The sequence below is a fragment of the Streptomyces sp. NBC_00459 genome, from assembly GCF_036013955.1.
GTDB lineage: Bacteria > Actinomycetota > Actinomycetes > Streptomycetales > Streptomycetaceae > Streptomyces.
The window spans coordinates 4,284,391-4,311,105 of record NZ_CP107903.1 but is presented as its reverse complement, the minus strand read 5'-3'; the positions used below and the strand labels follow the sequence as shown (position 1 = coordinate 4,311,105).

The window sequence follows — 26,715 nt, the reverse complement described above, 5'->3', positions numbered from 1 at the left end:
CGCTTCTCTCGCGGCCACATCTCTCACGGCCACACCTCCTCCGGGTGCGGCCGGTGGGCGACGGCGTGATCGGCCGCGCCGGTGATGGAGGAGATGATCTGCTCCTGGGAGGTGGTGTTGACGTCGAAGAGGCCGTTGTTGCGGCCCAGCCGCAGGACGGCGACCCGGTCGGCGACGGCCTTGATGTCGCTCATGTTGTGGCTGATGAGGAGCACCCCGAGCCCCTGGTCGCGCAGCTCCTCGATCAGATCGAGCAGCTGGTTGGTCTGCTGGATGCCGAGGGAGGCGGTGGGCTCGTCGAGCAGAAGCAGCCGGGGCGAGCCCAGGAACGAACGGGTGATCGCGACGACCTGCCGCTGACCGCCCGAGAGACTGGCGAGCGGCACCCGCACATCGGGAATCCGGATGGAGAGCGTGTGCAGCAGCTCGCGGGTGCGACGTTCCATCTCCACCTCGTCGAGGACACCGAAGCGGTGGATCTCCCGGCCGAGGAAGAGGTTGGCGACGACATCGAGGTTCTCGCACATCGCGAGGTCCTGGTAGACGGTCGCGATGCCGAGGAGGCTGGCGTCCTGGGGACGCCGGATCTGGACGGCGCGGCCCTCCCACTCGACAACACCCTTGTCCGGGGGACCGACCCCCGAGATCACCTTGACCAGCGTGGACTTCCCGGCGGCGTTGTCGCCGACCAGGGCGACCACCTCCCCGGCCATGACCTCCAGCTCGATGTCGACCAGTGCCTGTACGGCGGAGAACCGCTTGGAGACACCGCGCAACGCCAGCAGGGGCTGACCGGGCACGGGGCCCCACCTCCTTAGACCTCATCGACCTCACCGAACTTGCTGAACTCGTCGAACTGCCGAACTGCCGAAATGCCGACCTCGTCACCTGAGCCCGGCCCGGTCACAGGCGGACCGGAGAGCGGGCGTACAGATCTGATCGACGGTGTACATACCGTCCTTCACCAGCGTCTCCCCGATATTGCCGACAGTCACCGAGACGGACGGCAGCAGGACCGCCGGCACGTTCTTGTCGGTGGGACTGTCGACGGACCCGGTGGCGATGGCCCCGACCTTCTCCCCGCGACCGAGGGCGACGGCCATCTCGACGGTCGCGTCGGTAGCGCGCTTGAAGGGCTTGTAGACGGTCATGTACTGATCGCCCTTGACGATCCGCCGTACGGCCATGAGGTCGGCGTCCTGCCCGGTGATCGGGGGCAGCGGCCTGACCTTGGCCGCGTTGAGGGCGGAGACCACGGCACCGGCCATGCTGTCGTTGGCGGAAAGGACACCGTCGATGTTCTCCGCGCCGAGGGCGGCGATGGCGCCGGTCATGTTGACGTAGGCGTTCTCCGGCCGCCATCCGACGGTGTCGTACGACTTGCCGATCCGCACCTTGCCCCTGAGCACGGCAAGCGCGCCGTCCTTGTACCACCCGGCGTTGGGATCGGTGGTGGCCCCGTTCATCATGACGATCCGCCCGCCGTCGGCTTTAGGGCCCATGGCTTTCAGCAGCCCTTCGGCCTGGAGCCGCCCGACCTCCTCCCCGTCGAAGGTGACGTACCCGGAGATCGGCCCCTGCGCGAGCCGGTCATAGGCGACGACGGGAATCCCGGCCCGGTGGGCGGCCTCGACGGACGGACGCATCAGCTGAGGATCGACGGCGGCGAGGATGAGCACGTCCACACCCCTGGTGATCATCGCCTCGAACTGTTGCTGCTGAACCGCGGGGTCGGCCGTGGCGGCGACGGTCGCGGCAGGACAGTCGGGGCACAACTGCTTCAGCTTCTCCACGATGAGCGGCCTGTCGAACTGCCCGAACCGCGAGGCACCACCCCCGGGCATGAGGACACCGACGCTGGGACTGTCGCCCCCGGCCCCACCGCCCCCGTCCCCACCACCACAGGCCCCGACGAGAACCAGACCGACGGCAACCGAGCCGGCGAGGAACCCGCGCTTCAGGGCTGGAAAACCGGCACCGAGACTCATGTTCGGTTCCTTAGGGCTTATGTGCGATAGAACTTTTGCACGATTCCGACGCGCAAGTAAAAAATGCCTCAATAGGGATGTATGTGGACTTAAAGCAAGCCTAGCCAAGCTGCGTCGGTCGCGCTCGGAGGGGTGCCGAGGGGGGTTCCGAGGGGTGTGCCGAGGGGTGCCCGCTCGGACCGGCCGACCGGGAGGGGGGTCACAGACGCAGGACGATCAGGGCGGTGTCGTCGGTGTTGCCGGTGGGCGGCAGGAGATCGGTCAGGAGGGCGTCGGCCATGGTCTCGGGAGTCGCGTGCCGGTGGCGGGTGAGGGAGTCGGCGAGGCGGGCCAGGCCGGTGTCGATGTCCTGGTCGCGGCATTCGATCAGGCCGTCGGTGTACAGGACCAGAACGGCGCCTTCGGTGAAGGACGTACGGGCCTGCGGGCGGGGGCTGTGCTCGGGCCGCGCGGCGAGCGGTGGGTCGGTGGCCTGGTCGAGGAAGGTGACCTTGCCGTTGGGGTGCACGAGGGCCGGCGGAGGGTGGCCCGCGCAGCTGTAGGTGATGGTGTGACTGTCCCAGCCGATGAAGGTCGTCACCGCGGTGGTCGACTCGGCGCCCTCGACGGAGCGGGCGTACAGATCGAGGGCGTCCAGGGCCTGGGCCGGACCTCCCGCGACGCGAGTGGCACCGCTCAGGGCACTGCGCAACTGCCCCATGGCACAGGCGGCCGCCAGGCCGTGACCGACGACGTCGCCGACGGCGACCGCGAGGCTCCCGCCGGGCAGCTCGACCAGGTCGTACCAGTCGCCGCACACGTTCAGCGCGCCGACGGCGGGCCGGTAACGCACGGCCGCCCTGTGCGGCCCGGTCGGGCCCGGCTGGGGCAGCATCGCCGCCTGGAGGGCCAGGGCGACTTCGCGCTCACGGGCGTGCGCCGCGCGCAGCCGCTCGTTGACCTCCTGCAGCTCGCGGGCACGGGTGTAGAGCTCGGCCTCCAGCGCGCGGTTCCTGCTGTCACCGCCCGGACCGCCGAAGGCGCGGATGAGGTCGGTGACCTCCTCCACCCGGTGCGCGATCAGCGCGACCTTGCCGTCGGGGCCGAGGACCGGGGCGTTGACCGGGCTCCAGTAGTGCTCCTGCCAGTGGCCGGGCTGTGCCGGGTCCTCGATGTCGTAGCGGAGCAGCGCCATGGTGTCGCGCTCACCGGTGGTCACCGTGCGGAGCATCGAGGCCTCGGTCTCCCGCATGCCGGCCGCGGCCGGGTCATGGGGGTTCTCGGGAAAGACGTCGAAGATGTAGCGGCCCACCAACTGCTCGCGGGTACGCCCGGACAGCCGCACGAAGTCGTCGTTGGCGTCGACGTACACCAGGTCAGGGGTGAGCAGGGCCACCATGCCGGGCAGGGCCCGGAAGACCGCCGAGTAGTCGATCTGCGGTTTCCTCATGTTCTGCCTGTCTGCCTGTCTGCCTCGGTACCGCGCATTGCTGTGCTGCTCCACGATAGGAGTGAAAACGGCACAGGGTCCGGGCACTGCGCACACAGGCCCGACGTTCCGCAGCGGCATCGGGCGCCCGGCGCGGCCCCCAGGGCCTCGCGGTTGCCTTACGTCACGGGGCCGAGACGGCCGTCGAGAACGGTCCGGGTGATCGGAGGGCGACCCCACAGGGCGAGGAGTTCGTTGGCGAGGGCCACGACCGGGAGCGGATGCCGGTCGCCGTGAATCTCGATGGAGGCGGCCAGCAGACTGCGCGGGACGGCTCCGGCGTCGAGGAGGACACGCCAGTCCTCCGGCGCGAGCTCCAGGAACTCCAGCCCTGTCAGCTCGGCGATCTCCAGCGGGTCGGCGAGCGAACCCGGGTAGACGGTGAGTGTCCGGAGCCGGGGCAGCCCGGTGACGGGGGCGAGGCTGACGGGCTCGCGCCCCCACACGCTGATGTGCAGGACCTCCAGCTCGGGGTGGGCTGCGGCCTGGACACTGTCCAGACCTCCGGAGCCGACCCGGGCCACCACCGGCGACTCGCCCTCGCGACGGCCGCCGCTCTCGTCGCCACTCTCGTCGTCACTACTCTCGTCGTCACTCTCTTGGCTGTGCCGGTTCAGCACCAGATCGGTGAGGGAGTCGGCGACGAGGTCGGCGTCGGTGTGGGCCGAGCGGCTCAGGGTGATGATCTGCCCGGTGTGTCCGTGCGGGCCCGGAGTGAGGTCGACCGCGTAAAGGTCGCCGCCGCCGTCGCCGCCGAAGACGATCCAGCCGGGTGAGCCGACCAGATCCTGCACCGCGGCGTCGGGCCGGGTGACGACCGCCACGTTCGCCGCGAACCGCCAGTCGCAGTCTCGGGTCGACGCGTCGGCGATGAACAGTTCGTCCAGCGGGAAGAGGTCGCAGCCGACCGCCTCGAAGACGAGATCCGCTGCCTCGTAGTCCTCGCCCCAGTCCTCCCAACGTGCCCGAGTCACCCGGTAGAGCGCCTTGAGTTCGTCGGGCAACGCGACGCCGAGGCGGGCCTCCGCAGCGGCGATCTCCGCCTCGGTTGCGCCGACGGCGTCCGGGATCCGCTCGCGCAGCGTCCGCTCCAGCGCCACCGGATCCGCCGACAGGGCCGGCCTCGCCCCGGGCACCGGCTGGGGAAGGCGGCGCCAGGGTTCGGCAACGGAATCCTCGACCAGGATGAGCGCCCCCGGATACGGAGCGCCGATGCCCGGCTCCACGGCGGGCCCGGGACCGAGCAGATGGAGCACGGTCGTTCCGCCCGGGGAGATCTCCGCCACGAAGGAGATGGCGTGGGAATCGGCGTCCGCGAGCGCGCCCTGCAGTCGTTGCACCGCGTAGTACTCGTCCTCGTCGAACTGGGCGGCCTGTCCGGGCGGCGGGGACGGCCGCCGGATGGGCACGCTCCAACTGCCCTGGGTGATCTGCCCCGCCACATAACCGCCCGGAGCGGCAAGACGCTCCGCGTTCGCGGCACGTATGAGCCTCAGCAGGGGCTCCCAGGTGGCGAACTCATGGATCGAGGACAACAGTTACCTCCAGCCGTTCGGGGTGACATGGCGAAGCCGATTATCACGCCATGGACCACCACACCCCGCCCCGCCGGAGCCCGGCCTTCGAGGCTCCCGCGGTTTTGCCGGATCGGCGAGAGACACCGAGGGGCTGATCCGCACTGGGGATCAGGATCTTGAGGTGGGGCAAATCTGCCGGGGTGGCGGGACCTGAGGCTACGACGTCTGCGTCCCGGATGAGAGTCGGGAGTCGGGTGCCGTTCATGCGATCTCGTTTGGTGAGGGTCTTGAGGGCGAGGCGTCCACTGGGGGTGACGCCTGGTGCCTGGCCGGGCAGCGAACCGATGTCCTGGTGTCGCATGACCACCGACAGCACTGCACCGTCGACTCCTACGGCGCCCCCCTCGGCCGGGTTGTCGGAGAAGGCGTAGCCGACCGCTTCGCAGACGGTCTCTTCGTCGCTCGCCATGAGCCCCTCGATCGCCGCCGCTCTCGTCGCTGGCCACACCTTCAGGTACGCGCGGCCGACTGTGCTGTTCGGAACGAGCGTCCGGGACCTCATCCATGGAGGCGTCGTTGTGCGCGCAGAACCTTCGAGATCCCACGCACACGACAGCTTCATCCAGGACGCCTGGTAGTAACGGCCGAAAGATCAAGGGCATCTGACGGATGATCCTCGGCCGTGGCGCGGCTCCCGTTCGCGGTGCCGATTGGCGTTCTCCCAAACGATCTCCAGGAACCACTCAGGGGCCCGACCCGCTAAGCGGATCAAGCCCCTGACCTGGCGTTTTACTGTCGGGGTGGCGGGATTTGAACCCACGACCTCTTCGTCCCGAACGAAGCGCGCTGCCAAGCTGCGCTACACCCCGATGTCGCTGCTTGTCCTGCTTGTCGCGGCGACGTCGCTTACTTTAGCCCACGGGTGGCCCCAGGCGAAATCCGGTTTTGGCGCGGTGGTGGACGGGGTTCGGGCGGATGTGGTCGAGGGTTACGAGGAGTACGGCGAGGGCGTAGAAGGCGAGGCCGAGCAGGAGGGCGTTGCCCAGGACGCTCTTGTAGCCGTGCTCGGCCACGTCGAGGAAGCCGTACAGGTAGCGGTTCGGTGTGCCCGGGAGGAGTAGTTCGCCCCGGGCCAGGGAGAAGGCCAGGTACGCCAGGGGGTACAGAAGCCATGGTGCCGTCTGGCGCAGGTGCAGTTGGTCGGAGGCGGTCAGGAGCAGCAGGTTCACGAGTGCCGCGATCGGGATCGCCGTATGCAGGATCTGGTCGGTGAGGACGTGCCAGCCCGTCGGAGGAGGCGGTGTGGTGAACGGGCTCGACGGGTTGGTCACCAGCAAGTGGTGGACCAGGGCCCCGATCGCCACGTACAGCAGTGCCGCCCCCGTCAGGGCGGAGGGCAGGGGGCGGCGGGCTGTCCAGGCGCGGTAGGCCGAGATGGTCATGACCAGGGTCAGCAGGATGCTGCTCTGGATCGTGAACTGGCTCAGGACGTGGAGTGGGCTGCCGAGGAGCAGCTCGGCCGCCACGGCCGTGGCCGCCGTGGCGGCGGTGAGGAGGCGGAAGATCGCCGTCACGGGGCGGCGGGCCGGGGTCACCACCGCCGTGGCGGGGACGGGGGAGGAGAGGAGGGCCGGGCCGCCCTGCAGTGCGGGGAGGTCCGGGATGTCCCTGGGTATCGGGGCGGTCATGCCCTCACGCTAGGGCGGGCTGGCAAAAGGGGCGATCCGGGCGGGCTGTGTGGGTTACGCCCGAGCCGTCACCGTCAGCATCCCCCTCGTGCCACCCCCCTCGTGGTGTCAGCCTCGCGGCATCCCCCTCGTGGTGTCAGCCTCGTGCCATCCCCCTCGTGAGTCAGCCTCGCGGTGTCAGCGTCAGCAGTGTCGCCTCCGGCGGGCAGGCGAACCGTACCGGCGTGTAGCGGTTGGCGCCGCAGCCCGCCGAGACGTGGAGGTACGACGTCCGGCCCTCCGCCGTGTGTGTCGACAGGCCCTTCACGCGGTCGGTGTCCAGGTCGCAGTTGGTGACCAGGGCGCCGTAGAAGGGGATGCAGAGCTGGCCGCCGTGCGTGTGGCCGGCCAGGGTCAGCGGGTACGCGTCCGCAGTGAACGCGTCCAGGACCCGGAGGTAGGGGGCGTGGACGACGGCCATCGAGAAGTCCGCCGTCTTCGAGGGGCCGCCGGCCACCTGTGCGTAACGGTCCCGCTTGATGTGCGGGTCGTCCAGGCCCGTCAGTTCGACCGACATGCCGTCGATCTTCAGCGTGCCGCGGGTGTTCGTCAGGTTCAGCCAGCCCGCCGTGTCGAAGCCGTCGCGCAGGTCCTCCCACGGGTTGTGGATCACTTCGACGGCGGGTGGGTTGCCGTTGAGGCCGTGTTTGCCCTGGGTCTTCTCGAGCAAGTAGCGGCCGGGGTTACGGAATTTGGGGCCGTAGTAGTCGTTCGAGCCGAAGACGTACGCGCCCGGGAACTCCATCAGCGGGCCGAGCGCGTCCAGCACCTCGGGCACGCCCTCCGGGTCGGACAGGTTGTCGCCCGTGTTGATCACGAAGTCGGGGCGGAGGCCGGCCAGGGAACGGAGCCAGCGCTGCTTCTTGTACTGCCCGCCGACCATGTGGATGTCGGAGACCTGGAGCACGCGCAGGGGGCGCATACCTGCGGGCAGCACCGGCACGGTCACCCGTCGGAGGCGGAAGAAGCGGGTCTCGAAACCCACCGAGTAGACGAGGCCGGCGGCGGCAACCGCCGTGATTCCCAGGGGTACTGCGTATCGCGCGCGCATGCTCCCATCGTGTCAGGCGCGGCGGGGCGGTGGAAATCCACGGGCGGTGCCCTTGCCGCACCTGCGACAATCGATCCCATGACCACGCTCAAGTCGAAGCTCAGGGAAGACCTCAACGCCGCCATCAAGGAGCGCGACGAGCTCCGCTCCTCGACGCTCCGGCTCACCCTCACCGCGATCACCCAGGAAGAGGTCTCCGGCAAGGAGAAGCGCGAACTCTCCGACGAGGAGGTCACCAAGGTGATCACCCGCGAGGCGAAGAAGCGCCGCGAGGCCGCCGACGCCTTCGCGCAGGGCAACCGCCCCGAGCAGGCCGAGCGCGAGAAGGCGGAGGGCGTGATTCTCGCTGCCTACCTGCCCAAGCAGCTCGACGACGAGGAGCTGAACCGGATCGTCGCGCAGGCCGTCGAGGAGGCGAAGGCGGCCGGTGCCGAGGGGCCGCGTGCCATGGGCCAGGTCATGAAGATCGTGAACCCGAAGGTCGCGGGCCTCGCCGAGGGCGGCCGGGTCGCCGCCGTTGTGAAGAGGCTCCTCGCCGGCTGAGTGCCTCTTCGTCCCACAGTGTTGGAGTACGTCAGCCCACCCTCGCCGCCACCTCCGTACAGGACTCGTCCGCATCGTGAGCGACGATGCGGACGTTTTCCCGGGTGGCCGCCGACGTGGGCAGGTCGACGGTGAAGCAGCGGTCGGCCATGGACTCGGCCGGGCCGAAGAGGGCCGCCGAGCGCCGGTAGACGCGTGCGAACTGCACGATGACCTACGTCCGGCCGTGCACGGAACTCAGCTTGTACAGCAGGCCGTTGCCTTGCCCGTTGCCCGTGGCCTTCTCCAGGGTGTCCTCGACGTCCTGGCGGGGGAGCGTGCCGCCCCTGGCGACGAGGGCGTCGGCGAAGCGGCGGGCGTCGTCGCGCGTGCTCTCGAAGGCGGTGTGCTCCCGGCCGGACTCCCGGGAGCCGGCGACGGTCCAGGAGACCACGAGCGTCACCACCAGCGTGAGCAGGACCGCACCGAGGGCCTTCGCCCATGGTGCGGTCCTGCCTCGTTGCCCAGGTGTCATACCGGCCCGGATTCTCGCGCCCGAAGCTTCCGGAGCCGCCCGGCGCCGATCCCGGACCGGGTGTCAGCCCCGGCCGCCCCCGTTGCCGTTTCCGTTGCTCTGGCCCTGGAAGAGGTTCTCCGGGATGGAGAAGGACGGGGTCGGGAACGTCGTGTTGCCGCCGTTGTCGTTGCCGCCGTCCGTCGCGCCGCCGTCGTTGCCGTCATTGTCGTCCCCGGTGCCGCCGTCGTTGCCGTCATTGTCGTCCGGCTTCTGGACGGGCGGTTCGATGATGGGGACGAAGTTGAACTTCCCGGAGTCCTTGCCCGCGAGGGCGCCGGTCATGGCGTCCTTCCAGATGGGGCCCGGGACCTTGCCGCCGAAGACGAGTTCGTTCCAGACGCCGCCGATCGTGATGTTGCGCATCTTCACGTTCTGCATGGCGCTGCCGACCCAGACGGCGCCCGACAGGGTCGGGGTGTAGCCGACGAACCAGGCGTTCTTGCGCTCGTCCGTCGTACCCGTCTTACCCGCGTTGTCGCGGCCGTCGGTGAGGCCGGCCGACTGACCGGTGCCGGAGTCGACGACGCCCTGGAGCAGGGTGTTGATCGTGTCCGCGGTCGTCTCCGACATCGCGCGTGAGCACGTCGACTTCGGGACCTCCAGCGACTTCTCCTGGCCGTTGGACTTCTGCTTGATCGACTCGATGGCGACCGGCGTGCAGTACATGCCCCGGGAGGCGAAGGCCGCGTAGGCGCTCGCCATCGTCAGCGGGGAGATGCCCTTGGAACCGAGGGCGATGGCGGGCACCTCGGGGAGCTTGTCGCCGTTGCCCTGCGTCACGTGCAGCGCGTCGGTCATCTTGACCACCGGGCACAGGCCGATGTCGGAGATCATCTGCACGAAGTAGGTGTTGACCGACAGCTCCATCGCCTTGCGCAGGCGGTACGGGCCCTTCTCCGACTCGCTCTCGTTCTCGACCTTCGCGTTCTCCTGGTTGATCCACGGACTGCCGCTGCACGTCTGGACCGGGCTCGGGTACTCCATCTCGTACGGCGCCGAGTACTCCTGGATCGCCGGGCGCCCCTCCTCCAGGGCCGCCGCCGCCACGAACGGCTTGAACGTCGAACCGGTCGGGAAGCCGAAGTTGGAGCCGCCCCGGTCGCTGCCGACCGAGTAGTTGATCTCGGTCTCGTTCTTGCCGTAGCCGTACGGCTTCGACTGGCCCATGCCGAGGATCTTGCCGGTGCCCGGCTCGACCAGCGTGACCGCCGTCGCCACCTTGTCCGACTTGTACACGTGCTCCTTGATCGACGCCTGCACGGACGCCTGGGACTGCGGGTCCAGCGTCGTTCGGATGGTCAGGCCGCCCTGGTTCCAGATCTTCGTCCGGTCCTCGCGGGTCTTGCCGAAGACCGGGCTGGCGAGGAACTCCTGCTCGACGTACTTGCAGAAGAAGCCCGCGCCCTTGACCGCCGCGATGCAGCCGTTCTTGGGCTTGCTGACCTTCAGGCCGAGCGGCTTCTCCTGGGCGGCGGCGGCCTCCTGCCGGGTGATGTCACCGACCTCCGCCATGCGCTGGAGCACGGTGTTGCGGCGCTTGGTGGCCTCCGCCGGGTCGTTCACCGGGTCGTACCGGGTCGGCGACTGGACGATGCCGGCCAGAAGGGCCGCCTGGGGGAGAGTGAGGTCCTTCGCGGACTTGGAGAAGTAGCGGCGGGCGCCGGCCTCGACGCCGTAGGCCTGCTGGCCGAAGAACGTGATGTTCAGGTAGTTCTCGAGGATCTTCTTCTTGCCCAGCTCCTCCTCGACCTGGATCGCGTACTTCAGCTCCTTGATCTTGCGGCCGATCGTCTGCTGCTGGGCCTGCGCGACCTTCGTCGGGTCGTCGCCGGCCTCCTCCACGAAGACGTTCTTCACGTACTGCTGCGTGAGCGTGGAGGCGCCCTCCGCGACGCCGCCGCTCTGCGCGTTCTTGTTGAGCGCCCGCAGGACGCCCTTGAGGTCGACCGCGCCGTGCTCGTAGAACCGGGAGTCCTCGATCGCGACGATCGCCTTCTGCATGTACGGCGAGATGTTCTTGAGCTCGACGACCGTGCGGTCACGCGAGTAGACCGTCGCGAGCTGACCGCCCTTGGCGTCCAGGATCGTGGTGCGCTGGCTCAGCGGCGGGCGCTTCAGGTTGGCCGGGATCTCGTCGAACCCCTCGACCGACCCCTTGGCCGCGAGACCGAGCGCGCCGGCGGCGGGCAGGGCGATGCCCGCCATGACGGCTCCTGAGAGCACGCTGACACCGAGGAACTTGGCGGCCTGCTGGACTACCGACAGGCCACCGCCCGAGCGCTTGTTTGGCATGAGGGCAGCCTACGTTCTCATTCGCCGGACACACGTATAGGCCTTGGCCTAAGCTGTTCACAACTGTCACAGCAGTGAGGTCACGTATCAATACGTCCGTGAGACCCGAAACGTTTCGGATGTAGCCCAACTTTTTTGTGGAGTACGTGCCCGGATCCGCCTCGTGTGTCACGTGGTGTCCGTTGTGACCCAGTCGAACCGTCCCGCTTCGTCGGGATAGTCACGCATGTCGGTCGCTCACTCCCCCGGGTGATCTGCCGCTTACCCATAGTCCGTTCGGGCCATTCAAGATTGGGCCCGAAGGGGGTGTTGCGCTGTGCCCACCTTCCGTAACGTCCTCAACTGGCGGCGGTGAATATGCCGCTGCCGCCGTGGGGGAGCCTCGATTCGGGAGAGGACGGCGCCGGTATGGGCTGGGTTACCGACTGGAGTGCGCAGGCGGCCTGCCGCACTACCGATCCGGATGAACTGTTCGTTCAAGGAGCAGCGCAGAACAGGGCCAAGGCGGTGTGCACCGGATGTCCGGTACGCACGGAATGCCTGGCTGACGCGCTCGACAACCGCGTCGAGTTCGGCGTGTGGGGAGGAATGACGGAGCGGGAGCGCCGCGCACTGCTGCGCAGGCGTCCCACCGTCACCTCGTGGCGTCGGCTGCTCGAAACCGCGCGTACGGAGTACGAGCGGGGGGCGGGAATCCTGCCCCTCGACGAGGAAGAGGTGTACGAGAACTACTTGGCGGTGAGCTGAGCCGTCTCGGTCGGTCACCGCCGTCCCGGTCAGCCACTCGTCCTGGGAAGCTCCGGCAGCTCCGGCCGTTCGGTCGCGAGCCGGTCGCCGATGTTCCGCAGGCCCGCGAGGTCATGTACGTCGCCGGGCAGTGCGGCGACCTCGGTCACCGCCACCTCCGGGTGGAGCGCGGTGAAGCGGTCGCGTGTGCGCTGCTCGCGGGAGAGCAGTTGCATACGGTCGGCGTGCAGCCGGAGCAGGCCTGCGGTGAGTTGCTGGACGGTGGGTTCACTCGGGTCGACGGTCGGGTCACTGTCGGTGGCGGTGGGGGAGCCTTCGACGTGTTCTTCGACGTCCGAGTGAGCTGAGTGATCCGGATGATCTGGCCGGTCTGAACTGCCGTACGTGTCGGGAGAGTTACGAAGTCCAGCTTTCCCGTCCTCCTGATCGACAATGCGGGGCTCTTCAAGATTTTCCGCGGCGGCGAGCGCACGCTCGGCCGACAGCTGGGCGGCGCCGCTGCCGTGGACCCGGTTGAGCACCAGCCCGGCGAGCGGCATGTCCTCCGCGGCCAGCCGCTCCACGAAGTACGCGGCTTCGCGCAGCGCGTCCCGCTCCGGGGCCGCCACCACCAGGAACGCCGTGCCGGGCGCCTGAAGCAGCTGGAACGTGGCGTCGGCGCGGGTACGGAAACCACCGAAGGTGGTGTCCATCGCGGCCACGAACGTCTGGACGTCCTTGAGGAGTTGGCCGCCCAGAAGCTTGCCCAGGGTGCCGGTCATCATCGACATCCCGACGTTCAGGAACTTCATTCCCGCACGCCCGCCCAGCTTCGCCGGCGCCGTCAGCAGCCGGATCAGCCGGCCGTCGAGAAACGACCCGAGCCGCTTCGGGGCGTCCAGGAAGTCCAGCGCGGACCGGGACGGAGGCGTGTCGACGACGATGAGGTCCCATTCGTCGCGCGACCGCAGCTGCCCCAGCTTCTCCATTGCCATGTACTCCTGCGTGCCCGCGAAGCCCGCCGAGAGCGACTGGTAGAAGGGGTTGGCGAGGATCGCGGCGGCCCGCTCACCGTCGGCGTGCGCCTCGACGATCTCGTCGAACGTCCGCTTCATGTCGAGCATCATGGCGTGCAGTTCGCCGGCGCCCTCGACGCCCTTGACCCGCCGCGGCACGTTGTCGAGCGAGTCGATGCCCATGGACTGTGCGAGCCTGCGGGCCGGGTCGATGGTGAGCACGACCACCTTCCGCCCCCGCTCGGCGGCGCGCAGCCCGAGCGCCGCCGCGGTGGTCGTCTTACCGACCCCGCCGGCCCCACAGCACACCACGATCCGCGTCTTCGGATCGTCGATCAACGGGTCCACCTCAAGCACGCGCGCGGGGGACAGGCCATGGCGGGAAGCGGTGTCGTGCGGGTCCGGACTCATGACATCCTCTGCTTCCGCAGCTCGTTGGCCAGTTCGTACAGACCTGCCAGGTCCATGCCCTCGGTGAACAGCGGCAGTTCGTGCGTCGGCAGCCGCAACTCGGCCAGCACGGAACGCTGTTCGTGCTCCAGCGCATACCGTTCCGCGTACTCCTCGGCCTGGGTCAGCAGCGGGTCCACCAGCTTCTCGGCGTTCCCGCCGCGCCGCGCCCCGCCGAGCCCGGCGGCCGACAGCGACCGCGCGAGCGCGCTGCGCGGAGCCGCCCGTACGAGTTCCAGCTCGGCCTCGTCCAAAACCTCGGGCCGCACCATGTTGACGATGATCCGCCCCACCGGCAGCTTCGCCGCCCGCAGCTCGGCGATACCGTCCGCGGTCTCCTGGACGGGCATCTCCTCCAGCAGTGTCACCAGATGCACCGCCGTCTCGGGCGACTTGAGCACGCGCATCACGGCCTGCGCCTGATTGTGTATCGGGCCGATCTTCGCGAGGCCGGCCACCTCGTCGTTGACGTTCAGGAACCGGGTGATGCGCCCGGTCGGCGGGGCGTCCATCACGACGTGGTCGTAGGCGAACCGCCCGCTCTTGTCCTTCCGCCGGACCGCCTCGCACGCCTTGCCGGTCAGGAGTACGTCCCTGATCCCGGGGGCGACGGTGGTGGCGAAGTCGATCGCGCCGAGTTTCTTCAGGGCGCGGCCTGCGCTCCCGAGCTTGTAGAACATCTGGAGGTAGTCCAGCAGCGCCTGCTCGGGGTCGATGGCGAGGGCGAACACCTCCCCGCCCCCGGGAGCGACGGCGATCTTCCGCTCCTCATAAGGCAGCACTTCTGTCTCGAAGAGCTGCGCGATGCCCTGCCTGCCCTCGACCTCGACGAGAAGCGTGCGCTTCCCCTCGGTGGCGAGGGCGAGCGAGAGCGCTGCGGCGACCGTGGTCTTTCCGGTCCCGCCCTTACCGCTGACGACCTGGAACCTGCTCACGTATTCGAGGTTAACCAGTCCGGCCCGAAGCTACGCCGGAGGCTGTGGACAACGCGGGCGCGGACCGCCCGGCGCCAGCGGATAAAGTCGCCTCCATGACCAAGTGGGAATACTCGACCGTGCCGCTGCTCGTCCACGCCACGAAGCAGATTCTGGACACCTGGGGCGAGGACGGCTGGGAGCTCGTCCAGGTCGTGCCCGGGCCCAACAACCCCGAGCAGCTCGTGGCGTACCTGAAGAGGGAGAAGGCGTGAGCGCGGTCGAGGCGCGCCTCGCCGAGCTGGGGCTGACACTGCCCGCGGTCGTGCCGCCGCTGGCCGCGTACCAGCCCGCTGTCCAGTCCGGGGTGTACGTGTACACCTCGGGCCAGCTGCCCATGGTGGACGGGAAACTCCCGGTCACCGGCAAGGTGGGCGCGGAGGTCACGCCCGAGGAGGCCAAACAACTGGCCCGCACGTGTGCGCTGAACGCGCTCGCGGCGGTCAAGTCGGTCGCCGGTGACCTCGACCGCATCGCGCGTGTCGTGAAGGTCGTCGGCTTCGTCGCCTCGGCGCCCGACTTCACGGGCCAGCCGGCGGTCCTCAACGGCGCGAGCGAACTCCTCGGCGAGGTACTGGGCGACAAGGGCGTCCACGCCCGCAGCGCGGTCGGCGTGGCGGTACTGCCACTCGACGCGCCTGTGGAGGTAGAGGTCCAGGTGGAGCTTTTCAGCCCGTCCGGCGTTTGAGGACGAGCGCGTTCAGCGCGATACGGGGGTCTGGGGGCAGCGCCCCCAGGGATGGGACGGGTAGGGGCGGCGGGGGCGAGAAAACCCGCGCCCTCGAACATGCGCCCACCACCGGATAGCCTCCGCCCATGGCAAACGGGCAGTGGTACCCACCGGAGTGGCCGGACCTCATCCGCGGGCTCGCCGAAGGCACCCTCACCCCGGTCACCCCCAAGCGCGCGGCCACCGTCATGCTCCTGAAGGACACCGACACCGGCCCCGTCGTCCACATGCTGCGCAGACGCGCCTCCATGGCCTTCGCCGGGGGCGCGTACGCGTATCCGGGCGGCGGGGTCGACCCGCGCGACGACGACCACCTGATCCGCTGGGCGGGCCCCACGCGCGCGTGGTGGGCGTCCCGGCTGGGCCTGGGCAGCGACGAGACGTCCGCACAGGCGGTCGTCTGCGCCGCCGTACGGGAGACGTACGAGGAGGCGGGCGTCCTGCTCGCGGGCCCGGCCGCCGATTCCGTGGTCGGCGACACCACGGGCGACGACTGGGAGGCCGACCGTGCGGCCCTGGTAGCCCGGGAGCTGTCCTTCGCCGAGTTCCTGGACCGCCGCGGGCTGGTGCTCCGCTCGGACCTCCTCGGGGCGTGGGCCCGCTGGATCACCCCGGAGTTCGAGTCCCGCCGCTACGACACCTGGTTCTTCGTCGCCGCGCTCCCGCAGGGCCAGCGCACCCGGAACGCCTCCACGGAGGCGGACCGCACGGTGTGGATCGAACCGGCCGACGCGGCAGCCGCGTACGACCGGGGCGAGCTGCTGATGATGCCGCCCACGATCGCGACCCTGCGCGCGCTGGCCCCGTACGACAGCGCGTCCGGTGCCCTCGACGGGGCTCTGGAGCGCGACCTGACCCCTGTCCTGGCCAGGGCCAGCCTGGAGGACGGCGAGATCGTGCTCGCCTGGCCGGGGCACGAGGAGTTCACGAAGCACATCCGGATCGGCGGAACCCCCGCATGACAGCGACAGCGACCGCGACCGCGATCATGACCACGAACCCGCACGCAACCGCGACCGGGACCGACCCCATGGCAGCCCCCCACACCCCGGCAGGTGCCCCCGCATGACCGAAGCCGCCGCTCTCCCCGGCCAGCCGCGCGGCGGGGTTCTCTCGGGACCCGCCACCGCGCGCGCGGTCAACGTCCTCGCGCCCAACGCCTCCGCGATGACCCTCGACGGCACGAACACCTGGATCGTCTCCGAGCCGGATTCCGAACTGGCCGTCGTCGTCGACCCGGGGCCCCTGGACGACGTACACCTCAGGCATGTCGTCGACACCGTGGGGAAGGCCGGCAAGCGGGTCGCGCTGACGCTGCTCACGCACGGCCATCCGGACCACGCGGAGGGCGCCGGACGGTTCGCCGAGCTGACGGGGACGCATGTACGGGCGCTGGATCCGGCGCTGCGGCTGGGGGACGAGGGCCTCGGGCACGGGGACGTCGTGACCGTCGGCGGGCTGGAGCTGAGGGTCGTACCGACGCCGGGGCACACCGCGGACTCGCTGTGCTTCCATCTCCCGGCCGATCGGGCCGTCCTGACCGGTGACACCGTCCTGGGGCGCGGAACGACCGTGGTGGCCCATCCTGACGGCCGCCTGGGGGACTACCTGGACTCCCTGCGGCGGCTCAGGTCCCTGACGGTCGACGACGGCGTGCACATCGTCCTGCCGGGTCACGGGCCCGTCCTGGACGACGCCCAGGGAGCCGTCGAGTTCTACCTCGCCCACCGCGCCCACCGGCTCGCCCAGGTCGAGACGGCGGTCGAGAACGGCCACACCGACCCCGCCGACGTCGTCGCCCACGTCTACGCGGATGTGGACCGCTCCCTGTGGCCGGCCGCCGAGCTGTCCGTACGAGCCCAGCTGGAGTACCTCCGCGACCACGGCCTCATCTAGATCCAGGGCCTGTCAGGGCCCCTGTGCGGGCCTGGGCGCCTTGACGCCGTGCACGCGCGCGTACTCCTCGGCGAGCCACGAACCCAGCTCCTCGACGTGGGAGCGCAGGAACGACCGCAGGACGGCCGGGTCGTCGGTCGGCTCCTGGCCCAGTGACGCCGCCTCCCTCATGCGCGGGCCCCACTCCGGGTAGTACGCGGCGAACGCCTCGGCCATCTCGTGCAGGTCGCTGGTCCAGCCCTCCCAGCGCGGCATGACGAGCGTGAAGCCCGTGCGCACCAGGCGGCGGGAAATGACCCGCACGCGTGCGCGTACCGCCCCCGCAGGAGCCCCCGGGGCGGTCGCCTCGGTGATCAGGCGCCGCCAGCGCGGAAGGCACAGGGCCAGGTCGCCGTTGGTCTCGCGGGCGAGGAGGGAGTCGGGACGGTAACGGGGCAGGTGCCCGGCGAGGTCCTCACCGTGGAGGGGCGTGCAGAGACAGGACACGAACCAGCCCAGGTCGTGCCTCTCCAGGTCGCTCAGCGTCTGTGCCCGCGAGACCAGCAGCGTGCCGGAGCCGTCGATCTGCTCGAACTCGCCGTCGAGCGCCGCGTCCAGCGCCCGCGCCGCCACCCGGTCCGCCTCCGTGGGCTCCTCGCGCAGCGCGATCAGAAGGTCCAGGTCGCTGCGGCCCACGCGCGCGGTGCCGCGCGGGATCGACCCGTAGACGTACGCGCTGTCCAGCCGGGCTTCGAAGACGTCGACGACCTGGTCGCGAGCCGCTTCGACGACGGGCCGGAAAACGGGCGGCACGCGCGCGAGGGAGCCCTCACGCTCGATGAACCCCTGCTCGTCCAGCCCCGGGCGCGGTGTCACCCCGTACGTCACCGCGTCACTTCCAGCGGAACACCCGCACGCGGCGGGTCTCGCTCAGCGCGTGGCACACGACGGCCAGACGGTCCTCCCAGGCCGCGTACCGTGCCCGGTAGCTGAAGCCCGGGAGCTTGCGCTCCGCGACGACCCGGCCGTCGGCGGGGTCGAGGACGGTCACCCGGCTGCCGTAGCCGTTGCCGACCATGAAGTACCCGCGATGGACCAGCGGATGGAGCGTACGGCCGTGGTCGGTGCGCCACTCCCAGAGCTGTTCGCCGGTCGACACGGAGTAGGCGCGCAGGACCGCGTCGGCGTTCTTCTCGCCGTTTCCGGCAGGGTCTTCCGGTTCCAGCCCAACGACGAGAGTGTCGCCGAAGACGGCGACCGCGGGTCCGAAGTCCTTGTACCCGTAAGGAAGTTCAGTGTGCCACTGGCCGTCCTCGCGCACCACGTACAGCCGGGGGCGGGAGCGCCTGCCGTCGTTGCGGACGGACAGGACCGGCGGGTCCGTCGCCAGGACGGAGAACCAGTCGCCCCACTTGTCCGGCAGCGACCGCTCCCACTGGACGTCGCCGGTGCGCGCGTCGAGGCACCGGACGACCGGCGGTTCGTTGCCCTTCCAGCCCTGGCTGTCAGCGATCCAGATGGGGGCGGTCGCGATCCGGCCGCCGCCGAGCGTCACCTCGCGCGTCTGGTCGGCGCCGACGTATCCCAGCTGGTCCTTCGGCTGCTCGCGCGACCAGGCCACGGCCCCGGAGCCGAGGTCCAGGGCGGTGAGACGGACGTGCCCGGCGCCCCGCGCGCCGTCGTCGTGGTGCAGGACGATGCCCAGGCCGTCCTGGGTGTCCTGGGACACCCCGACGATCACGTCCTGGCCCGGCGGCTGCCAGGTCCAGAGGGGCTCACCGGACGCCGGCGCGTACGCCGTCACGCGGTCGAAGCGGGCCAGGGCGACCGCCTTGTCCGTCGCCCACAGGCCGAGCGGCTCGCCGAGGTCCCGCTGCTCGAACTCGGACTGCCACAGCGTCTGTGCCTCAGGGTCCCGGCGGAAGAGACGCAACCGGCGCTTCGCGGGCTCCGGCGCCGCCGCCCAGACCGACTCGGGCGCTCTGTCCTGGTGCATCCCACCCACCCCTTGATTCCGTTCGACACGTTCTCGTCACCGCCTGGCCCCCGCCCCGCGGTGCACTCGTTGAACGCGAGAGGGGCCCCGCCATGCGGCAGGGCCCCTCGTACGCGTACGGACGGCTCCCGGCTAACGCGAACGCTTCGCGAGGCGCTCCACGTCCAGCAGGATCACGGCCCGCGCCTCCAGGCGCAGCCAGCCGCGGCCCGCGAAGTCGGCGAGCGCCTTGTTGACCGTCTCGCGGGAGGCGCCGACGAGCTGTGCCAGCTCCTCCTGGGTCAGGTCGTGCACCACGTGGATGCCCTCCTCCGACTGCACGCCGAACCGGCGCGAGAGGTCGAGCAGGGCACGCGCCACGCGGCCCGGCACGTCGGAGAAGACCAGGTCGGACATCTGGTCGTTGGTCTTGCGCAGGCGCCGGGCGACGGCGCGCAGGAGCGCGGCGGCCACCTCGGGGCGGGCGTTCAGCCAGGGCTGGAGGTCGCCGTGGCCGAGGCCGAGCAGCTTGACCTCGGTAAGTGCGGTGGCCGTGGCGGTGCGCGGGCCCGGGTCGAACAGCGACAGCTCGCCGATCAGCTCGCCGGGGCCGAGGACGGCCAGCATGTTCTCGCGCCCGTCCGGAGACGTGCGGTGGAGCTTGACCTTGCCCTCGGTGACCACGTAGAGCCGGTCACCCGGGTCGCCCTCGTGGAACAGGGCGTCACCGCGCGCGAGGGTCACCTCACTCATGGAGGCGCGGAGCTCCGCGGCCTGCTCGTCATCGAGCGCCGCGAAGAGCGGGGCGCGCCGCAGAACGTCGTCCACGAGTTCTCTCCTTGTCGACCTGCTCAGGGGATCTTGCTCCCCGGTTAACGGGGACCGTGTTCCCCATCTTGCCGGACGGTCCAAACAGTGTGATCTGTCACAAGGATGCCGCACGGGTGTCCCGATCAGTGTGGCAGGGGGCCAATTGGGCGCCGATCTCCAGGGTCCGGGGCGGATGTCAGTGCCGGGCTCTAGGCTGGCCGGGTGTCCAAATCGCCGGTGAGAGCACAGGCCAAGGGGGCTGGGCGGGTGGCCGCAGAGGCCGATTCCGCTGTGGGCGAACAGGGTACGGGTGGGGGTCGGAATGCGGAGAAAGCGGCAGAGGTGATGTCGGTGGAGAGAGCCGCCAAGAAGGTGACCGGGACGGCCGAAGCGGGTGGGACGGACGCGAAGAGCACCCCGGAGGAGCAGACCGCGCGGTCGGCCGGGTCGGTGAAGAGGGCTGCCTCCGCAGCGGCGAAGAAGCCGGCGGCGAGGAAGCAGGCGGCGGCGAAAGGGGCCGCGACGGTGAAGCCCGCCGCCGCGAAGTCGGCCACAGCCAAGCCCGCCTCCAAGGCTGCCGCTTCCGGAACCGCTGTCTCCAAGGCCGCCGCGTCCAAGACCGGCGCCCCGAAGCCCGCCGCCAAGACCGCTGCCCCGAAGCCGCCCCGCAACGAGTCGCGCACCGCGCTCGTCCGGCGCGCGCGCCGGATCGACCGGGAGCTCGCCGAGGTCTATCCGTACGCCCACCCCGAGCTGGACTTCGAGAACTCCTTCCAGCTGCTCGTCGCCACGGTCCTGTCCGCCCAGACCACCGACCTGAGGGTGAACCAGACGACCCCCGCCCTCTTCGCCAAGTACCCCACCCCCGAGGACCTGGCCGCCGCCAACCCCGAGGAGGTCGAGGAGATCCTGCGCCCGACCGGGTTCTTCCGGGCGAAGACCAGGTCCGTCATAGGGCTGTCCAAGGCCCTGTCGGAGGAGTTCGGCGGCGAGGTGCCCGGCCGCCTCGAAGACCTCGTCAAACTCCCCGGTGTGGGCCGTAAGACGGCTTTCGTCGTTCTCGGCAACGCCTTCGGGCGGCCCGGCATCACCGTGGACACGCACTTCCAGCGGCTGGTGCACCGCTGGCAGTGGACGGCGGAGAAGGACCCGGACAAGATCGAGGCCGCCGTCGGCGCGCTCTTCCCCAAGAGCGACTGGACGATGCTCTCGCACCACGTGATCTTCCACGGCCGCCGTATCTGCCATGCCCGCAAGCCCGCCTGCGGCGCCTGCCCGCTCGCCCCGCTCTGCCCGGCGTACGGGGAGGGCGAGACGGACCCGGAGAAGGCGCTGAAGCTCCTGAAGTACGAGAAGGGCGGCTTCCCCGGCCAGCGGCTGAACCCGCCGCAGGCGTACCTCGACGCGGGCGGCATCCCGGCGCCGCCGCTGGCGGCCGGATGAGGGCCGGGGCGAGGCCCGGGAGCCATCCGGCCGCGGCGGAACCAACAGGGCTGCCACAGGCGTTGGAAGCAGCAGAACGGGGGTGGCGGTGACGCGCGCGAGCAACACACAGGGCGGCGAGGCGACGCTGAGCAAGGAGGGCCTGCCCGGCTGGCTCGATCCGGTGGTGCACGCCGTCGAGACGGTCGAACCGCTCCAGCTGAGCCGCTTCCTGCCGCCCGAGGACGGCGCCGGCCGCCAGTCGGCCGTACTGATCCTCTTCGGAGAGGGCGAGGGGAAGGCCGAGAACCCCGAGGAGGGCGGCGGGCCCGAGCTGCTGCTCATGGAGCGGGCCAGTTCGCTGCGCTCCCACGCCGGTCAGCCCTCCTTCCCCGGCGGCGCCCTCGATCCCGAGGACGGCGATCCGCAGGGCGACGGTCCGCTGCGGGCCGCGCTGCGCGAGGCCGAGGAGGAGACGGGGCTCGATCCGGCCGGCGTCCAGCTCTTCGGCGTACTGCCCAAGCTCTACATCCCGGTGAGCGGCTTCGTCGTCACGCCCGTGCTGGGCTGGTGGCGCGAGCCGACACCGGTCGGGGTCGTCGACCCGAACGAGACGGCGCGGGTCTTCACGGTCCCCGTGGCGGATCTCACGGATCCGGCCAATCGTGCGACCGCCGTGCACCCAAGTGGCCACAAGGGTCCGGCATTTCTGGTCGAATCGGCCCTCGTGTGGGGCTTCACGGCCGGGATCATCGACCGTCTGATGCACTACTCGGGCTGGGAGCGCCCCTGGGACAGAAACAAGCAGGTCCCGCTGGACTGGCGCGCGTGACAGGGTGGCCCTTGTGAACGTGCTGGACATCTTGTTGCTGGTCGCCGCCGTGTGGTTCGCGATCGTGGGCTACCGCCAGGGGTTCGTCGTCGGCATCCTGTCGGTGATCGGCTTCCTGGGCGGTGGTCTTGTCGCCGTCTATCTGCTGCCCGTTGTCTGGGACGGCGTGACCGACGAGGCCGAGGTGAGCACGACCGCCGCCATCGTCGCGGTCGTCATCGTGATCGTCTGCGCCTCCGTCGGCCAGGCCCTGACCACCCACCTCGGCAACAAGCTGCGCAGATTCATCACCTGGTCGCCCGCCCGCGCCCTCGACGCGACCGGCGGGGCCCTCGTCAACGTCGTCGCGATGCTCCTGGTCGCCTGGCTGATCGGCGCCGCCCTCGCGCAGACCACGATGCCCACGGTGGGCAAGGAGGTCCGCGGCTCCAAGGTGCTGGCAGGAGTGTCGGAGGTGCTGCCCTCCGATGCCGACACCTGGTTCCAGGACTTCACCTCGGTCCTCGCGCAGAACGGCTTCCCGCAGGTCTTCAGCCCGTTCTCCGACGAGCCCATCAAGGACGTCGACCCGCCCGACCCCGCGCTCGCCAACAGCGCGGTCGCCGTCAACGCCCAGCGTTCCATCGTCAAGGTCATGGGTACCGCCCAGAGCTGCGGCAAGGTCCTGGAGGGCACCGGCTTCGTCTTCGGCCAGCGGCGCGTGATGACCAACGCGCACGTGGTCGGCGGCGTCGACGAGCCCACCGTCCAGATAGGCGGCGAGGGCAGGAAGTACGACGCGACGGTCGTCCTCTACGACTGGGAGCGCGACATCGCCGTACTCGACGTGCCCGATCTGCGCGCGCCCGTGCTGCGGTTCGCGACAGCGGACGCGAGCAGCGGGAAGAGCGCGATCGTCGCCGGCTTCCCGGAGAACGGGTCGTACGACGTCCGCCCCGCGCGCGTGCGTGGTCGCATCACGGCCAACGGCCCGGACATCTACCACCGCGGCACGGTCCGCCGCGATGTCTACTCCCTGTTCGCGACCGTCCGTCAGGGCAACTCCGGCGGCCCGCTGCTCACGCCCGACGGCAAGGTGTACGGCGTGGTCTTCGCGAAGTCCCTCGACGACCCGGACACCGGTTACGCGCTCACGGCGGACGAGATCCAGGAGGACATCGCTCAGGGGCGCACAGCCAACCAGCAGGTGGACAGCGACAGCTGCGCGCTCTGAGCGGGTCCTCTCCGGGCGGATCCCCTACGAACAGGTCCCGTACGACAGTTCCCGTACGGGGCTCAGGGGCGGGGGTGGCGCAGGCGCATCGAGACCCAGCGGGCTCGACGGCGCAGGATGCGCGGGATTCCCACCTTCAGATCGGTCCCCGCGATGTGCGGGGAGCCTCCTTGGTGGGAACTCGGGCCGTGGCCCGAGCGGCGATTGCGTGCTACGTCACTGTAGTCGTGCGTCCAGCCCATACCCCGACGTCTGCCCCTGCCCCAAGGTCGATAACCGCCCCACGCGCCCCCAATTGGCCTATGCGCCAGGCAATTGGCTGTTCGTAGTACAACTGTTCCAGTTACCGGGTGTCCGGCCTGCCGGCACCCTTGCCCCGTCCGGTCACCGGTCCGCTTCGGTCACCGGTCCGGTTCGGGATCCTTCAGCCAGTTGATCAGCTCGGAGGAGAAGGCCGCGGGATCCTCCTCGTGCGGGAAGTGCCCCAGTCCGTCGAACAGGCGCCAGCGGTACGGCGCTTCGACGTACTCCCCGGAGCCGGCCGCGCTGCGTGTGCGCAGTACCGGATCGAGTGAGCCGTGCAGATGGAGCGTCGGCACCCGCACCGGCCGCTTCATGCGCCGGTTGAACTGGATGCCGTCCGGACGGGCCATCGAGCGGACCATCCAGCGGTACGGCTCGATCGCACAGTGCGCGGTGGACGGGATGCACATGGCCCTGCGGTACGTCTCCACCGCCTCGTCGTCGGGCAGCCGCGGCCCCGACCAGTCCCGGATCAGCCGCCCGACGAGCGCCCCGTCGTCCGCGATGAGCTGCCGCTCGGGGAGCCAGGGCCGCTGGAACCCCCAGATGTAGGACCCGGCGGCCGTCTGCTTGACGTCGGAGAGCATCGCCGAGCGCCAGCGCCGTGGATGAGGCATCGAGGAGACCACGAGCCGTCGGACCAGCTTGGGGCGCATCACCGCGGCCGTCCACGCCAGGTATCCGCCCAGGTCGTGGCCGACCAGCGCGGCGTCGGGCTCGCCCAGGGACCGGACGACGCCCGTGATGTCGAGGGCGAGGTTCGCCGGGTCGTAACCCCGGGGCGTACGGTCGCTGCCGCCCACGCCCCGCAGATCCATGGCGACGGCCCGGAAACCGGCGTCGGCGAGGGCGGTCAGCTGGTGCCGCCACGTCCACCAGAACTGCGGGAACCCGTGCACGAGCATGACCAGCGGCCCGTCGCCCAGCTCGGCGATGTGGAACCGGGCGCCGTTTGCTGCGACATCCCGGTGGACCACCTCGCGCCCGCCGGGCAGGTCAAGCCGTACGGCCGAGGCGGGCTGCGCTGACGAGGGCTGGGTCGAAGAGGGGCGCGCCGGGGGTGAGGCGGGGTCCGTCATGAGGACGAGCGTGCCACAACCTCGACCTCGTCACTCACCGGGGCGGGCCGGGGGTGGGGCTTGGCCTTCTGGAGGACGCCCGCCGTCTCCTTCATGGACGCGGCCACCTTCTGCGGGCCCTTGCTCCGCGTGGCCTTCTTCGCGAAGACGACGCCGACCAGCACCAGGAGGACGGCGACGAGGACGTTCGCGGCGAACGACAGCAGGAAGCAGACCGCGAGGTTCCAGTCGCTCCAGGTCCGAATGGCGTACGCCAGTGCGAAGTTGAGCATCGGCAGGGAGAACACCAGTACGGCGGCGGCCACCGTGAACGCGCCGCCGCTGGTCAGGCCGCGCTTCACGTCCTGCTTGAGCTGGGCTTTCGCCAGTGCGATCTCGTCGTGCACCAGCGCGGACATCTCGGTCGTCGCCGAGGCGAACAACTGGCCGATGCTGCGTTCGGCGCCGACCGGGCTGCCGTCGGGTGCGCTCATCGAGATCTCCCTGTTGTCTTGGTCGTCCTGCTCGAATGTCTGACGTTCGGATGTCCGACGTACGCGCCTGGCGTACGCATCTGACCGTATGTCTGACGTCTACGTGTCAGATCATGCCGGACCGTCACCCTCGTCGCCCGCCCCGCCCACCACTTCGGCAAGCCGGTCCCGCTCGGCGGCCTCCAGTTCGGCGGCCTTGAGCGCGGCGATGCGCCGGTGTTCTGCCGCCTTCCCCTCGTGGATGTCGGCCATGCGCAGGTGGTACGCCGGATCGTGCTCCTCGTAGATGTCGGGGATGCCGTCGAGGTCGTCGTCGCGCTCCTCCGCCTCCCAGAGCCTGCGGTACCTGGCGTTCCGCATCTTCAGCAGTACGGTCGCGGCGAGCGCGGCGATGAGCGAGCCGGTCAGGACGGCGGCCTTGACGCCGTCGGTGAGCGCGGGGTCGCCGTCGAACGCGAGTTCACCGATCAGCAGGGAGACGGTGAACCCGATCCCGGCGAGCGAGGCGACGGCGAAGACGTCGGCCCAGGCGAGGTCTTCGCTGAGCGAGGCGCGGGTGAAACGTGCCGTCAGCCAGGTTCCGCCGAAGATCCCGAGTGTCTTCCCGACGACGAGCCCGAGCACGACCCCGAGTGTCTCGGGCTGTGCGAACACGTCCCCCAGCACCCCGCCGGACACCGAGACGCCCGCGCTGAACAGGGCGAACAGCGGCACTGCGAGCCCGGCCGAAAGAGGCCGTACCAGATGCTCCACGCGTTCGCCGGGCGAGCGTTTCTCCCCCTCCTCGCTCCGGGTCGTGCACCGCAGCATCAGGCCCATCGAGACACCGGCGATGGTGGCGTGGATGCCGCTGTTGTACATCAGCCCCCAGATGACGAGCGCGAGCGGAACGTACACGTACCAACCGCGTACGCCCTTGCGCAGCAGCAGCCAGAAGACGGCGAGGCCGACGAGCGCGCCGCCGAGCGCGGCGAGGTTCAGGTCGTCGGTGAAGAAGACCGCGATGATCAGGATGGCGAAGAGGTCGTCGACGACGGCGAGCGTCAGCAGGAACGCGCGCAGGGCGCTCGGCAGGGACGTACCGATGACGGCGAGCACGGCGAGCGCGAAGGCGATGTCGGTGGCCGTGGGCACGGCCCATCCGGCGAGCGAACCGCCGCCGGTGACGTTGGTGAGGGTGTAGACGAGCGCCGGTACGGCCATTCCGCACAGGGCGGCGACGACGGGCAGCGCGGCGGCCCTCGGGTCGCGCAGATCGCCGGCGACGAGTTCGCGCTTGAGTTCGATGCCGGCGACGAAGAAGAAGATGGCGAGCAGGCCGTCGGCCGCCCAGTGCTGGAGGGAGAGGTCGAGCCCGAGAGCGGCGGGCCCGACGTGAAAGTCGAGGACGGCCTCGTAACTGTCCTTGACAGGGGTGTTCGCCCAGATCAGCGCGGTGATCGCGGCGACGAGCAGCAGCACCCCGCCGACGGTCTCGGTCCGCAGGGCGTCCGCGACGTACGTCCGCTCGGGCAGTGAGAGCCGTCCGAGGAGCTTGCGGTTGGCGGTGCGGGGGGCGGCCACGGGGGTCCTCCGGTCGGTGGGCAGCACGGAGCGCATGCCGACCAGACTTCCCGGCGCACCTGTTCGATCCTCGCGGATCCTGTCGCGTTGTTGACGCGATCTTTAGCCTACCTAAGGTGCGCGGGATGTGCC

Annotated in this window: 28 protein-coding genes and 1 tRNA gene; 9 read left to right on the top strand and 20 right to left on the bottom strand. The window is 70.0% G+C overall.

Features of this window, described 5'->3' with window-relative positions; genetic code table 11:
- Positions 1 to 23: 23 nt before the first annotated feature.
- From OHN74_RS18810 to OHN74_RS18775, 8 genes are all read right to left on the bottom strand, one after another.
- Positions 24 to 800 (bottom strand): ATP-binding cassette domain-containing protein, encoded by a 777-nt coding sequence (locus OHN74_RS18810; protein ID WP_327695711.1) that lies wholly within the window; start codon positions 798 to 800, stop codon positions 24 to 26.
- Positions 801 to 884: 84 nt separating this feature from the next.
- Positions 885 to 1,988, bottom strand: coding sequence for a sugar ABC transporter substrate-binding protein (locus OHN74_RS18805; RefSeq protein ID WP_327695710.1), 1,104 nt, complete (start codon positions 1,986 to 1,988; stop codon positions 885 to 887).
- 199 nt (positions 1,989 to 2,187) lie between these two features.
- Complete coding sequence (locus OHN74_RS18800) at positions 2,188 to 3,417, bottom strand: PP2C family protein-serine/threonine phosphatase (protein WP_327695709.1); 1,230 nt, start codon at positions 3,415 to 3,417, stop codon at positions 2,188 to 2,190.
- A gap of 158 nt (positions 3,418 to 3,575) precedes the next feature.
- Positions 3,576 to 4,991, bottom strand: coding sequence for an SMI1/KNR4 family protein (locus OHN74_RS18795; protein WP_327695708.1), 1,416 nt, complete (start codon positions 4,989 to 4,991; stop codon positions 3,576 to 3,578).
- A gap of 43 nt (positions 4,992 to 5,034) precedes the next feature.
- On the bottom strand, positions 5,035 to 5,442 hold the full coding sequence (locus OHN74_RS18790; protein WP_327695707.1) for a hypothetical protein: 408 nt from the start codon (positions 5,440 to 5,442) through the stop codon (positions 5,035 to 5,037).
- 326 nt (positions 5,443 to 5,768) lie between these two features.
- Positions 5,769 to 5,842: transfer RNA gene (locus tag OHN74_RS18785), tRNA-Pro, on the bottom strand.
- Positions 5,843 to 5,884: 42 nt separating this feature from the next.
- On the bottom strand, positions 5,885 to 6,661 hold the full coding sequence (locus OHN74_RS18780; protein WP_327695706.1) for a Pr6Pr family membrane protein: 777 nt from the start codon (positions 6,659 to 6,661) through the stop codon (positions 5,885 to 5,887).
- Positions 6,662 to 6,824: 163 nt separating this feature from the next.
- Positions 6,825 to 7,751, bottom strand: a complete 927-nt coding sequence (locus tag OHN74_RS18775; protein WP_327695705.1) for a metallophosphoesterase — start codon at positions 7,749 to 7,751, stop codon at positions 6,825 to 6,827.
- A 78-nt stretch (positions 7,752 to 7,829) separates the two neighbouring features.
- Here OHN74_RS18775 and OHN74_RS18770 point away from each other — a divergent pair, with 78 nt between their 5' ends.
- Positions 7,830 to 8,294, top strand: coding sequence for a GatB/YqeY domain-containing protein (locus OHN74_RS18770; protein WP_327695704.1), 465 nt, complete (start codon positions 7,830 to 7,832; stop codon positions 8,292 to 8,294).
- A 31-nt stretch (positions 8,295 to 8,325) separates the two neighbouring features.
- Here the strand turns inward: OHN74_RS18770 and OHN74_RS18765 are convergent, their stop codons facing one another.
- From OHN74_RS18765 to OHN74_RS18755, 3 genes are all read right to left on the bottom strand, one after another.
- Positions 8,326 to 8,502: a hypothetical protein gene (locus OHN74_RS18765; protein WP_327695703.1), complete on the bottom strand. Its 177-nt coding sequence runs from the start codon at positions 8,500 to 8,502 to the stop codon at positions 8,326 to 8,328.
- A 6-nt stretch (positions 8,503 to 8,508) separates the two neighbouring features.
- A complete protein-coding gene (locus OHN74_RS18760) occupies positions 8,509 to 8,808 on the bottom strand; it encodes a hypothetical protein (protein ID WP_327695702.1) in 300 nt (99 codons plus the stop codon).
- Between the two features lie 63 nt (positions 8,809 to 8,871).
- Positions 8,872 to 11,142, bottom strand: a complete 2,271-nt coding sequence (locus OHN74_RS18755) for a transglycosylase domain-containing protein (RefSeq protein WP_327695701.1) — start codon at positions 11,140 to 11,142, stop codon at positions 8,872 to 8,874.
- A gap of 408 nt (positions 11,143 to 11,550) precedes the next feature.
- On the opposite strand from OHN74_RS18755, the gene wblA reads away from it, so the two are divergent.
- Entirely contained in the window at positions 11,551 to 11,889 is a 339-nt protein-coding gene (gene wblA / locus OHN74_RS18750; protein WP_055532849.1) for a transcriptional regulator WblA, read from the top strand.
- A gap of 29 nt (positions 11,890 to 11,918) precedes the next feature.
- On the opposite strand, the gene OHN74_RS18745 is transcribed toward wblA, so the two are convergent.
- Both OHN74_RS18745 and OHN74_RS18740 read right to left on the bottom strand, forming a co-directional pair.
- Complete coding sequence (locus OHN74_RS18745; protein WP_327695700.1) at positions 11,919 to 13,295, bottom strand: ArsA family ATPase; 1,377 nt, start codon at positions 13,293 to 13,295, stop codon at positions 11,919 to 11,921.
- Complete coding sequence (locus OHN74_RS18740; RefSeq protein ID WP_327695699.1) at positions 13,292 to 14,269, bottom strand: ArsA-related P-loop ATPase; 978 nt, start codon at positions 14,267 to 14,269, stop codon at positions 13,292 to 13,294. Before OHN74_RS18740 ends, OHN74_RS18745 begins: the two co-directional genes overlap by 4 nt.
- Before the next feature lie 95 nt (positions 14,270 to 14,364).
- On the opposite strand from OHN74_RS18740, the gene OHN74_RS18735 reads away from it, so the two are divergent.
- The 4 genes from OHN74_RS18735 to OHN74_RS18720 all read left to right on the top strand — a co-directional run bounded on the left by OHN74_RS18735 (position 14,365) and on the right by OHN74_RS18720 (position 16,934).
- Positions 14,365 to 14,523: a DUF4177 domain-containing protein gene (locus OHN74_RS18735; protein WP_019063748.1), complete on the top strand. Its 159-nt coding sequence runs from the start codon at positions 14,365 to 14,367 to the stop codon at positions 14,521 to 14,523.
- A complete protein-coding gene (locus OHN74_RS18730) occupies positions 14,520 to 14,996 on the top strand; it encodes a RidA family protein (protein WP_327695698.1) in 477 nt (158 codons plus the stop codon). The genes OHN74_RS18735 and OHN74_RS18730 overlap by 4 nt, the downstream gene beginning before the upstream one ends.
- Positions 14,997 to 15,124: 128 nt before the next feature.
- Complete coding sequence (locus OHN74_RS18725) at positions 15,125 to 16,000, top strand: NUDIX hydrolase (protein ID WP_327695697.1); 876 nt, start codon at positions 15,125 to 15,127, stop codon at positions 15,998 to 16,000.
- A 103-nt stretch (positions 16,001 to 16,103) separates the two neighbouring features.
- Positions 16,104 to 16,934 (top strand): MBL fold metallo-hydrolase, encoded by an 831-nt coding sequence (locus OHN74_RS18720; RefSeq protein ID WP_327695696.1) that lies wholly within the window; start codon positions 16,104 to 16,106, stop codon positions 16,932 to 16,934.
- Between the two features lie 12 nt (positions 16,935 to 16,946).
- Here OHN74_RS18720 and OHN74_RS18715 read toward each other — a convergent pair whose 3' ends face one another.
- The 3 genes from OHN74_RS18715 to OHN74_RS18705 form a co-directional block, all read right to left on the bottom strand.
- Positions 16,947 to 17,801, bottom strand: a complete 855-nt coding sequence (locus tag OHN74_RS18715) for a nucleotidyltransferase domain-containing protein (RefSeq protein ID WP_327695695.1) — start codon at positions 17,799 to 17,801, stop codon at positions 16,947 to 16,949.
- Between the two features lie 4 nt (positions 17,802 to 17,805).
- Entirely contained in the window at positions 17,806 to 18,909 is a 1,104-nt protein-coding gene (locus OHN74_RS18710) for an outer membrane protein assembly factor BamB family protein (protein WP_327695694.1), read from the bottom strand.
- Between the two features lie 132 nt (positions 18,910 to 19,041).
- Positions 19,042 to 19,716: a Crp/Fnr family transcriptional regulator gene (locus OHN74_RS18705; RefSeq protein ID WP_006382668.1), complete on the bottom strand. Its 675-nt coding sequence runs from the start codon at positions 19,714 to 19,716 to the stop codon at positions 19,042 to 19,044.
- Between the two features lie 327 nt (positions 19,717 to 20,043).
- On the opposite strand from OHN74_RS18705, the gene nth reads away from it, so the two are divergent.
- The 3 genes from nth to OHN74_RS18690 all read left to right on the top strand — a co-directional run bounded on the left by nth (position 20,044) and on the right by OHN74_RS18690 (position 23,165).
- Positions 20,044 to 21,141 carry an endonuclease III gene (gene nth, locus OHN74_RS18700; protein WP_443060407.1) on the top strand — a complete coding sequence of 366 codons (1,098 nt, stop codon included), beginning with the start codon at positions 20,044 to 20,046 and terminating at the stop codon, positions 21,139 to 21,141.
- 88 nt (positions 21,142 to 21,229) lie between these two features.
- Positions 21,230 to 21,952, top strand: coding sequence for an NUDIX hydrolase (locus tag OHN74_RS18695; RefSeq protein WP_327695692.1), 723 nt, complete (start codon positions 21,230 to 21,232; stop codon positions 21,950 to 21,952).
- 13 nt (positions 21,953 to 21,965) lie between these two features.
- Complete coding sequence (locus OHN74_RS18690; protein ID WP_327695691.1) at positions 21,966 to 23,165, top strand: MarP family serine protease; 1,200 nt, start codon at positions 21,966 to 21,968, stop codon at positions 23,163 to 23,165.
- Between the two features lie 62 nt (positions 23,166 to 23,227).
- On the opposite strand, the gene OHN74_RS18685 is transcribed toward OHN74_RS18690, so the two are convergent.
- The 4 genes from OHN74_RS18685 to nhaA all read right to left on the bottom strand — a co-directional run bounded on the left by OHN74_RS18685 (position 23,228) and on the right by nhaA (position 26,583).
- Positions 23,228 to 23,407: a hypothetical protein gene (locus OHN74_RS18685; RefSeq protein WP_327695690.1), complete on the bottom strand. Its 180-nt coding sequence runs from the start codon at positions 23,405 to 23,407 to the stop codon at positions 23,228 to 23,230.
- A gap of 159 nt (positions 23,408 to 23,566) precedes the next feature.
- The gene (locus OHN74_RS18680) at positions 23,567 to 24,547 is read right to left on the bottom strand and encodes an alpha/beta fold hydrolase (RefSeq protein ID WP_327695689.1); all 981 of its coding nucleotides are present in this window, start codon (positions 24,545 to 24,547) and stop codon (positions 23,567 to 23,569) included.
- On the bottom strand, positions 24,544 to 25,020 hold the full coding sequence (locus tag OHN74_RS18675) for a phage holin family protein (RefSeq protein WP_327695688.1): 477 nt from the start codon (positions 25,018 to 25,020) through the stop codon (positions 24,544 to 24,546). The genes OHN74_RS18680 and OHN74_RS18675 overlap by 4 nt, the downstream gene beginning before the upstream one ends.
- Positions 25,021 to 25,131: 111 nt before the next feature.
- Complete coding sequence (nhaA, locus tag OHN74_RS18670; protein ID WP_327700178.1) at positions 25,132 to 26,583, bottom strand: Na+/H+ antiporter NhaA; 1,452 nt, start codon at positions 26,581 to 26,583, stop codon at positions 25,132 to 25,134.
- Positions 26,584 to 26,715 lie beyond the last annotated feature (132 nt).